10 protein-coding genes are annotated in these 11,384 nt (G+C 64.6%); 1 reads left to right on the top strand and 9 read right to left on the bottom strand.

Features of this window, described 5'->3' with window-relative positions:
- Positions 1-65: 65 nt before the first annotated feature.
- The gene (locus tag D5125_05125; GenBank protein QFY88906.1) at positions 66-641 is read right to left on the bottom strand and encodes a hypothetical protein; all 576 of its coding nucleotides are present in this window, start codon (positions 639-641) and stop codon (positions 66-68) included.
- 196 nt (positions 642-837) lie between these two features.
- On the opposite strand from D5125_05125, the gene D5125_05130 reads away from it, so the two are divergent.
- On the top strand, positions 838-2,055 hold the full coding sequence (locus D5125_05130; protein QFY88907.1) for an SPOR domain-containing protein: 1,218 nt from the start codon (positions 838-840) through the stop codon (positions 2,053-2,055).
- A 212-nt stretch (positions 2,056-2,267) separates the two neighbouring features.
- Here the strand turns inward: D5125_05130 and D5125_05135 are convergent, their stop codons facing one another.
- From D5125_05135 to rlmN, 8 genes are all read right to left on the bottom strand, one after another.
- Positions 2,268-3,131 (bottom strand): DUF3108 domain-containing protein, encoded by an 864-nt coding sequence (locus D5125_05135; GenBank protein ID QFY88908.1) that lies wholly within the window; start codon positions 3,129-3,131, stop codon positions 2,268-2,270.
- A gap of 2 nt (positions 3,132-3,133) precedes the next feature.
- Positions 3,134-4,525: a ribosome biogenesis GTPase Der gene (der, locus tag D5125_05140; GenBank protein QFY88909.1), complete on the bottom strand. Its 1,392-nt coding sequence runs from the start codon at positions 4,523-4,525 to the stop codon at positions 3,134-3,136.
- A gap of 5 nt (positions 4,526-4,530) precedes the next feature.
- Entirely contained in the window at positions 4,531-5,718 is a 1,188-nt protein-coding gene (gene bamB / locus D5125_05145; protein QFY88910.1) for an outer membrane protein assembly factor BamB, read from the bottom strand.
- On the bottom strand, positions 5,715-6,344 hold the full coding sequence (locus D5125_05150; protein ID QFY88911.1) for a tetratricopeptide repeat protein: 630 nt from the start codon (positions 6,342-6,344) through the stop codon (positions 5,715-5,717). Before D5125_05150 ends, bamB begins: the two co-directional genes overlap by 4 nt.
- Before the next feature lie 184 nt (positions 6,345-6,528).
- Positions 6,529-7,806 carry a histidine--tRNA ligase gene (gene hisS, locus D5125_05155; GenBank protein ID QFY88912.1) on the bottom strand — a complete coding sequence of 426 codons (1,278 nt, stop codon included), beginning with the start codon at positions 7,804-7,806 and terminating at the stop codon, positions 6,529-6,531.
- Between the two features lie 11 nt (positions 7,807-7,817).
- Positions 7,818-9,218 carry a DUF4115 domain-containing protein gene (locus D5125_05160; protein QFY88913.1) on the bottom strand — a complete coding sequence of 467 codons (1,401 nt, stop codon included), beginning with the start codon at positions 9,216-9,218 and terminating at the stop codon, positions 7,818-7,820.
- Positions 9,215-10,003: a type IV pilus biogenesis/stability protein PilW gene (gene pilW, locus D5125_05165; protein ID QFY88914.1), complete on the bottom strand. Its 789-nt coding sequence runs from the start codon at positions 10,001-10,003 to the stop codon at positions 9,215-9,217. Before pilW ends, D5125_05160 begins: the two co-directional genes overlap by 4 nt.
- Positions 10,000-11,094 carry a 23S rRNA (adenine(2503)-C(2))-methyltransferase RlmN gene (gene rlmN / locus D5125_05170; GenBank protein ID QFY88915.1) on the bottom strand — a complete coding sequence of 365 codons (1,095 nt, stop codon included), beginning with the start codon at positions 11,092-11,094 and terminating at the stop codon, positions 10,000-10,002. The genes pilW and rlmN overlap by 4 nt, the downstream gene beginning before the upstream one ends.
- Positions 11,095-11,384 lie beyond the last annotated feature (290 nt).

The raw sequence follows: 11,384 nt of genomic DNA on the forward strand, positions 1-11,384 counted from the left end.
GGTCCGATTTTGCTAAATGGTGGCTGCTCGCCCCCGTCGTCAGGCTGAATGTAACCAGGTACCTGTCATTGCTTCAATTGCTCTATGGCCTTGGCGGTCCAGAGCCCGCCGCCGGGTACGCAGATATCGGCCTCGTTCCAGAGTTCGGCGATCTGCTCTTCGGAGAGGAAATTCTGCTCATACTGCTCCAACTCGCGCTTGAGCATCATGCCGTAGGCCTTGACCCCAGCCACCCGCGCCAGGGCGACGGAATCTATCTCTATGCCGTGGTCTCGGCTCAGGGTCTCCAGCACCTCTTCCACGCTCATCTGGCCCACCATGCCCGCCACCAGCTTCTCCAGGCCGGGGATGTCCCTGAGTTTTTTCTCCGCCAGCGCCTCTTTCTCGATCTGTGCCTGGGCCTGAGCCTGGGTTTGAACCGACTCTTGCGTTTGCGGCTGCGGCCTTGCGCTGGGGGCAGGGCCGCTCTTGCCGAGCATCTTGCGGACAAAATTCGACGCCAGATCGGGGAAGCGCCGGTTCATGCGTTCCAACTGATCCCGCGCCTGATCCAGGCTGTCGCGCTTTTGCCGCAGTTCCTCCTGGCTGATACGGTTGTTGCCGAAACGCGCCAGACCATCCGTCTTGTTTTCTTCACTCATCGCTGTTCGCCTCATCGACACCAATGGCACCTATTTCAGGCCCTCTGTAAACAATGGCATAATTTCTGCTCAATTCAAACCGGTATTGGCCGAAATAGAATAGGATTCTCAGGACAAAAAACCGACCCCATGATGGCATTGCAAAAACTTAGCACAAATCATACCCACCCATGCCCCTAAGCAGACAGACAGGACTATGGACGACGAGTTGGACGAAATAACCCGGAAACTGGCCGATGATGCCGGCGAGTTGGACCTGGACAGCGAGGCCGACCTGGGTTTGGACGACGACGTCATTGACCTGTTGGATGACGCCCCGTCGCTGCCGCCCAGCGGCCGGGGCCTGGACTATGACGAACCGGACCTGGGGGCAACGGCAAGCTTTGCCGAGACCTTGCAGGCGCAACAGCAAACGGCCGCACCGTCGGCCGACCCGATAACAGATACACAACAGCAGGGGCCAGACAGCGCTCTGGATGACGACGACCCCCTGCTGCTTCTCGACGAGGAATTGGTGATGGATAAAGACGCGAACGACGGCGGCATACTGACCATAGCCGCCCTGGTGCTGGCCCTGCTGGGCATCTCCGTGGCCGGCTTTGCCACCTTTCAGAACAGAGAGACCGGGGCCCAGATCGAGGCCCTCGGCAGCCAGCTGGAAAACCCGCCGCCAGACCCCAGGCTGACCGAACTGGAGGCGGTGGTGGTACAGAACGACAAGAAACTGACGCAGATCCAGGCCCAGCAGGACACGGATGCCAGCCACCTCAAGGACCTGGATACGCGCCTGGAGCAGCTCCTGGAGGAGACCCGCAAGGACGATACCGCCGCCCAACTGAAGACCATCGGCCAGGAACTCAAGGGGCTGGGCAGCAAGCTTGGCCGCCTGGAGCAACGCATGGAGAGCAATCAGGGCCGATTCGAGCAGCAACAGGAGGCCCTGCGCAGCGAGTTCAGCGACCGCCTGAACAAGCTCTCCACCGATCCGCCACCAAGCCAGGCGACCGCCTCCACCGACCCCAGCGCGGTGCGGATCCTCGGCCCGCAGACCGGCGCCCCGCCCGGCCCGACGGGCTCAGTACCCTCATCCGCCCCCCCACCAGGCGAGCAGCCCCAGGCCGCGCGGCCGGGCACGGCGGCAGCGGAGCCCGCCCCGCCCAGCGATGTCGGCGGTCAGGGGCTGTGGGTGGCCAATCTCGCCTCGTTCAACTCCGACCGGGATGCCTCGCGCATCCTCAAGCAGTTGCAGGGCCACGGCATCTTCCCGAAGAAACGCCAGGTCCAGGTCAAAGGCAAGACCTGGTACCGCCTCTACGTCGAGGGCTTTGCCAACGCCACGGCGGCAAAGCGCTATGTCAACAAGGTAAAGGACAAGCCCGGCCTGAGCCGCGCCTGGGTGGGCAGGGCACCCTGAAGTCGGGCAGGAGGTAGAGGCTGATCTGTCAGAAGCAAACGATCATGGGGCGAGACGGCCACCCCTTGCCCCGGATGGGATGAGGCATAGGGCGGGCCACGCCCGCCGCCATGCCAACCTCTGTATGCCCTGTGGCTGCGTGGTCAGAAACTCCTGCTGGGTAATCCGCTGACTTTGCTTCCTGGGCGTGCCGATCATTCTGGATTTCAGAATCAGCGAAACCCCGCCCATTCCCAGCAGTCCACCTTGTGGCTGCGGCTTTTGGCGATGCGGGTGAGGCGGGCGTCGATGCGGCCGAAGGGGTAATTGCCGAGCAGGCGCAGGGGCAGGCGGCGGTTGTCGCGACTGATCCAGACGTCCACCGGCGGGTGTATCGGACGGTCCTTATCCGGGTGCAGGTCAAAGGTCTCGAAGGTGATCCGAAAGGCAGGCCAGGTCTTGCCCATGATGCCCGGCAGGTTCTCTTCGGCGATGCTGGCCCAGTATTCCAGCTCCCGCTCGCCATCGCTTACCGGCACGTTGATCACCAGGCCCTGGCTCAGGCGCATCTTGCGCAGATGCTGCAGCATGGAGAGACGATCGAGCATGACCTGGCTCAGCTTCTCGGTACTGCTGCGGCGCTTCCAGCGGATGGGGGCGCGCACCACCCCGCCCATGAGGTCAAAGGGATCGCTGCGGGCATTGTGCATCTCCGCCTGGGCCTGCTCCCGGCGCAGGCTCATGTCCTGCCAATTGAATTTTACCTTGATCGATTCCAGCTCGCGGCCGACGCGCAAGAAGCTGTGAAAGCCCAGGGTGCGGCGTTGCTTGGGGCTGTAGCTGGCCTTGTGACACAGGCGCAGAGGGAACAGGGATTCCAGCTTGGCGTGGTCCTCGCTGCTCAGCCTCAGGCTCAGCTCGCCCTGCTGCTGCGCCACGGCGGGCCTGGCGCTCCATACCGCCCGGGCTATCTGGATCTCCTTGTTGGAGGAGAAGGAGCCCCGGTAGCCGATACCGAACTCCAGGTATTCGTAGTCCTGCCCCCAGGCCTGGCCCAGGCTGAGAGCGCACAGCAGCACGAGCCAGGGGCGGGGCATGACTACTTCCTTTTGACGAAGCGCGCCAGCCGCTTCTTCTTGTGTACCTGGCGCGGGGTCAGGGTGTTCTTGCGCCCGGCAAAGGGGTTCTCTCCGGTCTTCAGTTCCAGCCGGATAGGGGTGCCGCGAATCTGCAGGGCCTGGCGAAAGTAGTTGTTCAGGTAGCGTCTATAGGCGTCCGGCAGGGCCTCGGTCTGGTTGCCGTGGATGACGATCACGGGCGGATTGCGACCGCCCTGATGGGCATAGCGCAGCTTGATGCGGCGGCCGTGCACCAGCGGCGGCTGGTGGTCGAACACCGCCTGCTCCAGCAGCCGGGTCAGCTCCGGGGTGGCCAGGTCGCGTACCGCGTTGCGGTAGGCCTCGTCCACCAGGCCCGGCAGATGCCCCACCCCGCTGCCGTGCAGGGCGGAGATGTAGCGCCAGGCGGCAAAGTCCAGAAAGGGCAGCTTGCGTTGCAGGGCGGCCTTGACCTGATCACGCTCCTGATGACCCATGCCATCCCACTTGTTCACCGCCACCACCAGGGCGCGGCCGCTATCGATGATGTGGCCGGCCAGGGTGGCGTCCTGTTCGGTTACCCCATCCCGCGCATCCAGCACCAGGATCACCACATTGGCCGTTTCTATCGCCTGCAGGGTCTTGATGATGCTGAACTTCTCTACCGCCTCGCTGACCCTGGCACGGCGCCGCACGCCGGCGGTGTCGATCAGGGTGTAGGCCTTGCCTTCGCGCTGGAAGGGGATGAATATGCTGTCTCTGGTGGTGCCGGGCTGGTCGAAGGCGACCACCCGCTCCTCGCCCAGCAGGCGATTGACCAGGGTCGATTTGCCCACGTTGGGCCGCCCCACCACGGCGATCTTGATGCCTTCCTCGCTGGCCGACGGCTCATCCCCTTGCGGTTCGGTCAGGCCCTCCAGCACCCGGTCGATCAGCGAGCGCACCCCGCGCCCCTGGCTGGCGGCTATGGCCACCGGCTCGCCCAGGCCCAGGCCGTGGAACTCCAGCCCGGCGACATCCGTATCCATGCCATCGGACTTGTTCACCACCAGGGTGACCGCCTTGCCCAACCGGCGCAGGCTATCGACTATGCCCAGGTCACCTGGGGTGCAGCCGGCCCGGGCATCGGCCAGCAGGAGGACGTGGTCCGCCTGCTCGATGGCCAGGCGGACCTGGCGCTCCATCAGAGGGTCTATCCCCTCCGCCTCGCCGCTGATACCGCCGGTATCCACCAGCACATAGGGGAAGGCCCCCATCTTGCCGATGCCGTACTGGCGATCCCGGGTCAGACCCGGCAGGTCCGCCACCAGGGCATCGCGGCTGCGGGTAAGGCGGTTGAACAGGGTCGATTTACCCACATTGGGGCGGCCCACCAGGGCGATGACCGGCAGCATGGGCCTCAGTTCCCCAGGCCGATGACGGCAAAATCGCCGCCATCGCCATAGACATAGAGCCGGTTATCCCGCACCTTGGGGCGGGCGGTGATGGCCGAGCTGCCCAGCCGGGTACGGGCCACCAGGCTGCCATCCTCGGGCCTGAGCCAGTGCAGATAGCCCTGATAATCCCCGGCCACCACATAGCCGCCGAAGGGGGTCGGGGCGCTGAGGCGGCGGTATTGCATCTTGCTCTGCTTCCACAGGTGATTGGAGCTTTGCGGATCGAAGGCGCGTACCTGATCCTGGGCATCGGTGACGTAGAGTTGGTGGCCATCGCCACCCAGGCCGGAATAGGAAGACAGTTTCTGCCGCCAGAGCACGGCACCATCGCTGACCGAGAGCGCCGCCAGATCGCCCTGGAAGGTGACCACGTAGATGCGGTCCCCCAGCACCAGGGGGTCGGCGTCTATATCGGTCATCCGGTCCAGCTCGGTGCGGCCGCTTGCTATGCCCACGCTGACCTCCCAGTTGAGATTGCCCGAGGCCAGATCCAGCGAGGCCAGCTTGCCGTTGGCGAAGCCACAGATGACGCTGCCGTCGTGGATCACCGGTGAGCTGTTGCCGCGCAGGCTGAGCACGGGAACCTCGTGACCGTACTGCCAGCGCTGTTCGCCGCTGGCGGCATCCAGGGCAACCAGCTTGCCGTCCAGGGTGTGTACCACCACCAGACCCCGGCCGATGCGCGGCACCGAGAGCACCTCGCTACTGACCCTGGCCTGCCAGCGCTTGGTGCCCTTGGCCGCATCCAGGGCGATGACCTCGGCCTTGTGCGTGCCGATCACCACCAGGCCCTCGCCCGCGCCGGGGCCGCCGGAGGCGGGGCTGTTGGTGTCCAGCCGCCAGTGCAGGGCACCGTTGGCGGCATTGCGCGCCTCTACCTGGCCCTGGGCGTTGGCCAGATAGACGCGGCCATCGTGGATCGCCGGTTCCAGCTTGAGCAGCTTGTCATCGGCACCGCCGCCGATGTTGGCCTGCCACAGCACCCGAGGCTGGATCTGATTGGCCACCTCGGTCAGGGCCGCCGGTGGCGTGGCCGGTTTCTCGCTATCAAACCAGCGCATGGGGTTGACCGAGACGCAGCCTGCCAGCAGTGCCGATAGCGCCAGCAGGGCCAGGGATCTGAACACAGGCAAGGCCCGACTCATGTTCATTGACTGGCCTGGGTCCCGGCCAGGTCATCCAGCTTGAGACGGATCATATCGGTATCGGCCAGGCCCTCCGCCAGGGCGCGTTCATAGGCCTGTCGGGCGGCCTCTAGGTCGCCAGCGGCCAGGGCGATATCGCCCCGAATGGACTCCACCTCGGCGGCATAGGCCTTGCCGATGCTATCCAGCAGGGCACGGGCCTCCTCCGCCCGCTCCAGGCTCAACAGCAATCGGGCCAGGCGCAGCCGGGCCAGGTCGGTCAGGGCCGGGTCGCGCCGCTGCTCGATCACCCGCTGCAGATGGGCCAGGGCGGCGGCCTCCTCGCCCCGGCCGACCAGGGCCGCGGCCAGGTTGAGGCTGGCCAGATCGGCATAGAGGGTATTGGCGTATTCATCGATGATCTTCTGCCCCTGCACCAGGGCCTGATCCGTTTCGCCCTGGCCGCTGATCTCTAGCATCTGCCCCAGCGCCTGGGCCGCGCTGGCGTTGACATCGGCCCGGTGCTCCTGCCAGCCGCGCCAGCCGAATACCCCCACCAGGCCGATGACGATGCCAAAGATCACCTGCTTGCCATTCTCCGCCCACCATTGCTTGAGGGCTTCGGCCTGTTGTTCGTCTGTCTCGTATGCCACGGAATCTCCTCGTAGTTTAAATTAGCGGTCAGCGGCCAGCCGTCAGCGGAGTGTAGCCCGGATGGAGCAAAGCGGAATCCGGGGAGGCCCAGCCTCACGCTGGGGCATCCCGGCCATTACAGCCCTCCCGCCCCATCCATTCTTCTCTGCGTCCTTTGCGCTCCTTAGCGTTCTATGCGTCCCATCAGTCAGGGGCCAAAAGCCCGGTCAGAAACTCCACCAGCTCGACCTGGTTCAGGCTGCGCTGTTCGCCCGCTTCGCGCAGGGGCTTGAGCGCCAGCCTGCCTGCCGCCCATTCGTCATCACCCAGGATCAGGGCGTAGCGGGCACCGCTCTTGTCGGCCCGCTTGAACTGACTCTTGAAGCTGCCGCCCGCGCAGTTGACCTGCAACCTGAGCCAGGGCAGCCTATCGCGCAGCCGCTCGGCCAGGGCCATGCCGGTGCCGTCGGCGGCCTCGCCCACCAGCACCATGTACAGGTGCGGACTCAGCTCGGTACCCCCGCTGCCCTGCTCCTGCAACAGGGTAATCAGACGCTCGCTGCCCATGGCAAAGCCCACCGCTGGAGTGGCGCGGCCACCGAGCTGTTGCACCAGGCCATCGTAACGGCCGCCGGCGCAGACCGTGCCCTGGGCACCGAGCCGATCCGTGACCCATTCGTAAACCGTGCGGTTGTAGTAGTCCAGACCACGCACCAGGCGGGGGTTGATCTGGTAGGCGATGCCATTGGCCTCAAGCCCTTGGCAAAGCTGATCAAAATGGGCCCGGCTGGCCGCCCCCAGATGGTCCATCAGAACCGGCGCTGCGGCGATCAGTTCCGTCATCTCCGGGTTCTTGCTGTCCAGCACGCGCAGGGGATTGGTCTCCAGCCGCCGTTGGCTGTCTTCGTCCAGCCGCCCCTGGTGCTGGCGCAGATAGGCCTGGAGTAGCTGCCGGTAGGCAGCGCGCTCCTCGGCATCGCCCAGGCTGTTGATCTGCAACTGGAGATGGTCCAGCCCCAGCGTCCGCCAGATGCGCTGGCAGATAAGCAGGGTCTCCAGGTCGATGTCCGGGCCTTCCAGGCCAAAGGTCTCCACGCCAATCTGATAGAACTGGCGGTAGCGTCCCTTCTGCGGCCGTTCGTGACGGAACATGGGGCCCTTGTACCAGACCCGCTGGGTCTGGTTGTGCAGCAGGCCGTTTTCCAGACAGGCGCGCACGCAACCGGCGGTGCCCTCGGGGCGCAGGGTCAGGCTGTCGCCGTTGCGGTCGGCGAAGCTGTACATCTCCTTCTCGACGATGTCGGTAACGTCACCGATGGCGCGCTTGAACAGGGCGGTCATCTCCACCACCGGCAGGCGCATCTCCTGATAGGCGTAGCTATCCAGCACGGCACGCACGCCGTCTTCGAGAAAACGCCACAGTGGGGCGTCTTCCGGCAACAGGTCGTGCATGCCTCGGATGGCCTTGATCTGTTTCGACATGGCTGTAGGGATCAGGGATTGAGGCTGAAGCGGGCCACCGCGCCCTGCTGCAGCCGAGAGAAATCATAGGGCTGGCCATCGACGTACAGCTGCACCATATTGCTGCGGCCAAACAGCACCCGGTAGGGCGGCACGCCGCCAAAGTCATGCACCTCGCCCTTTTTCAGCTCACCCACCAGGCGGTATTCGCCGCTGGCGTCCTCCACCTCGACCCAGCTGCTGCCCTGCATCTCCAGTCGCACCTGGGGTGGCCCAGCCTCATCCACCACCGCTTCCGCAGCGGTCATCTCCTCCACCGGCTCGGGCTCGTACAGGGATGCGGTCAGGCCGGAGGGCTCAAGCAACTGGGCATCCTCAGACAGGGGCCGCGCCGGCGGTAGCGACAGCGGGGCCGGGGCCGAGGGGGCCTGATAGCCCTGGGGGGCGGGGATGGCCGGGGTGGTTGGCTCGCCAAACAGGCGCGACCACTGGCTCTTCAGATTCTGCATTACCGCCTCGGGCGAGCGGATGCGGATCTTACCCAGCTGACCTATGCCCCAGTAGAGCAGCAGGCCGATCAGCAACACCGCCAGCAGGGACAGGCCCCAGCGCAGCAACCGGGCACGCGACGGCAGTCTTGGCCACGCCAGCCTGGACCTGCCCCTGCCCTGTCCTGTCTGAGCCTCCATTCGGGTCTGCGCCCGACCCTCCTTGCCTCCAGATCTCAGGCCAAAAGGCTTCAGGCTGATGGGGCCTTCAGACTGGGCCAGAGGTGGCTTCTCTATGGTATCCAGTACACTATCCGGGCGCTTACCCATGCCCGAAGTGGACGGGCTGCTGGTACTGGCCACATCCTTTTTGCTGGCCGGGCTCTTTTGGGGCGGGCCATCCGCCGATGCGGGGCCTGATCCGGCCCGCTCCGCCTTGGCCCCTGCGGGTGTCTGGGCCGGGACAGCAGGCGACTCGACCTTGGGCTTGGGCGCAACCTGTGCCGGGGCCAGGTCGGAACCTGCCGCAGGTGCTGGGGCAGAAGTGGTGCCAGGGCTGGATTTGCTCTTGGTCTTGGGTTCGATCTCGATCGGGGCCTGATCCTGCTCCCTGCCCTTGCCTGCATCCGCCACCCCGTCCGCCTTGGCAGAAGCCAACTCCGGCCCCCGTGGTGCCACGGAGTCGTGGTATTCCTTGAGGATCTCCTGCTGTGGCAGGCCGAGGATATCCGAGTAGGTGCGCAGATAGCCCTTGATGAATACCGGCGGCGGCAGGTTGTCGTAATCGTTGCGCTCCAGCGCCTCGATCACGGACTTGCGCAGGCGCAGCTGGGCGGCGACCCATTCGATATCCTGCCCGGCCTTGATGCGGGCGGCCTTGATGCGCTCGCCCGGGCCGCGCCGCGCCGAGGTCAGGGATTCTTTGGGGGGGCGGGGTTCAATCATGAGCCTTTTTCCAGGTCACGCAACATCCTTACCTGGATGGCATCGGGGAACGCCTTGCGCAGCTTGTCGGCATAGGCCTTTTGCGCCTTGGCCTGACCCAGGCGCTGGTGGATGCGCACCCCGGCCCAGAGGGTCTTGGGGTTGTGCTGCGCCACCTGTTCATAGCGCAACAGGTAATCCCGCGCGGCCTGGTAGTCACCACGGTCGTAGTTGAGTTCCGCCATCTGCGCCAAGGCCGGGGCATGGCGGCTGTTGTTGCTCAGGGCGCTGCGCAGATAGATGTCGGCCTTGTCCTTGTCGCCGGCCCCGTAGGCGCAGATGCCGGCATTGGCCAGGGCCACCTCGCGGCTGCGGTTGAGCGGGTTTTTTACGGCCTGATCGAACTGCGCCAGGGCCTGATCGAAGCGGCGCAACTGGCACAGGAAGCTGCCGTAGGCGTTCAATGCGTAGAAGTTATGCCCGTCAATGGCGATGGCGCGCTTGAAATGCTTCTCCGCCAGTGCGTTCTGACCCAGGCGCTGATAGATCAGGCCCATCACATTCTGCGCATTGGCGTTGTCGGGGTCGGCGGCTATGGCCTTTTTGCCCTCCTGCAGGGCGATATCCAAACGGTTTTCACGCAGGTAGGACACCGCTAGATTGGTGTAGATTTCGGCCCGTCCATCGCTCGGCTTGCTTGCCCTTCCGGCCTGACCGGTCTGGTCGTCCACCGCCTTTGGCTGATTGGCGACGCAGGCACTGAGCAGGGGCAGCAGCAGGAGCAGGGACCATACAGGGCGGATCATACCCGACCCTCCAGCCAGGGATTGGGCGCGGTCACCGGCAGGGCGCGACGGCTCTTGTCCCGGACCTTGCCCACCAGCTGGCCGCAGGCGGCGTCTATGTCCTCGCCCCGCGTCTTGCGAGTCATGGCGAAGATGCCGGCCTTCATCAGGATCTGGCGGAAGCGCTCGATGCGCTCCGGCGATGAGCAGTGATAGCTGGAACCGGGAAAGGGGTTGAAGGGGATCAGGTTGAGCTTGGACGGCACCCCGGCGAGCAGGCGAATCAGCTGGCGGGCCTGTTGATCGCTGTCGTTGACGCCATCGAGCATGACGTATTCCCAGGTCACCTTGCGCCGTTTGTCGCCCTCGATGAAGTCCTTGCAGGCGGGGATCAGCTGCTCCAGGGGGTATTTTTGGTTGATCGGCACCAGCTGGTCGCGCAGTGCGTTGGTCGGCGCATGCAGGGAGACCGCCAAACAGATATCGCTCAGCCCATCCAGGCGTTTCAGGGCCGGGACTATGCCCGCAGTGCTGATGGTGATCTTGTGCTTGGACAGACTGTAGCAGAGGGTATCCTGCATGATATCCATGGCGCTGACGACCTTGTCCAGATTGGCCAGGGGCTCGCCCATGCCCATCATCACCACATTGCTCACCGGCTTGCCGAGGCCGTGGATCAGGGTCCAGAGCTGGCCGATGATCTCGCCACTGGTGAGATTACGATTGAAGCCCTGGCGGGCGGTGGAGCAGAAGCTGCACTCCAGGGCACAGCCCACCTGGGAGCTGATGCACAGGGTATTGCGGTTCTCTTCAGGGATATGCACGCACTCGATGCGGTTGTGGCTATCCACCTCCAGCACGTATTTGTGGGTGCCGTCGCTGGCGGCCTGGTCGGTGACCACTTGGGGAACGCGAATCTCCGCCTGCTGCTTGAGGGTCTCGCGCAGTCGCAGGCTGAGGTCGGTCATGGCGTCAAACTCGGTGACGCCGTGCTTGTGAATCCATTTAATCAGATTGCGCCCATGAAAGGGCTTGTGCCCCAGCGACTGGACAAACTGCTCCATGCCCTTGCGGTCAAGGTCCATCAGATTGGTTTTTTCTGTAATTGCCATGGGTTGGGGAATCAGACGGCTCGCCGGGGATCAGGTCATAGGACGGGCAAGTTTACCCCAGGAGAGGGGGATTGAGAAATGCCGCTGTTTTGTAGCCATTGCGGTCTGGCCGGGGTGGCGCTGAGCGCCCCATGGGCATTACTGTGAAACATCCGTGGCAACTCGCGAGTCCCGAGTCCCGGAGCCGCCAAGAGATGTTTCATGTTCCGGGGTGGCGCTGTCCGCTCCATGTCCGTTGGGGATGGATTAGTGTAAAACGGCCTTGGCCATTGCCGATCATCCAGGGGACC

The sequence above is a fragment of the gamma proteobacterium SS-5 genome (assembly GCA_009497875.2).
GTDB classification, from domain to species: domain Bacteria; phylum Pseudomonadota; class Gammaproteobacteria; order Chromatiales; family Chromatiaceae; genus Magnetovirga; species Magnetovirga frankeli.

What these genes read in the sequence shown, in the direction of transcription:
- D5125_05125 (QFY88906.1), bottom strand. Translation starts at nt 641, where the DNA reads ATGAGTGAAGAAAACAAGACGGATGGTCTGGCGCGTTTCGGCAACAAC.
- D5125_05130 (QFY88907.1), top strand. Translation starts at nt 838, where the DNA reads ATGGACGACGAGTTGGACGAAATAACCCGGAAACTGGCCGATGATGCC.
- D5125_05135 (QFY88908.1), bottom strand. Translation starts at nt 3,131, where the DNA reads ATGCCCCGCCCCTGGCTCGTGCTGCTGTGCGCTCTCAGCCTGGGCCAG.
- der (QFY88909.1), bottom strand. Translation starts at nt 4,525, where the DNA reads ATGCTGCCGGTCATCGCCCTGGTGGGCCGCCCCAATGTGGGTAAATCG.
- bamB (QFY88910.1), bottom strand. Translation starts at nt 5,718, where the DNA reads ATGAACATGAGTCGGGCCTTGCCTGTGTTCAGATCCCTGGCCCTGCTG.
- hisS (QFY88912.1), bottom strand. Translation starts at nt 7,806, where the DNA reads ATGTCGAAACAGATCAAGGCCATCCGAGGCATGCACGACCTGTTGCCG.
- D5125_05160 (QFY88913.1), bottom strand. Translation starts at nt 9,218, where the DNA reads ATGATTGAACCCCGCCCCCCCAAAGAATCCCTGACCTCGGCGCGGCGC.
- pilW (QFY88914.1), bottom strand. Translation starts at nt 10,003, where the DNA reads ATGATCCGCCCTGTATGGTCCCTGCTCCTGCTGCTGCCCCTGCTCAGT.
- rlmN (QFY88915.1), bottom strand. Translation starts at nt 11,094, where the DNA reads ATGGCAATTACAGAAAAAACCAATCTGATGGACCTTGACCGCAAGGGC.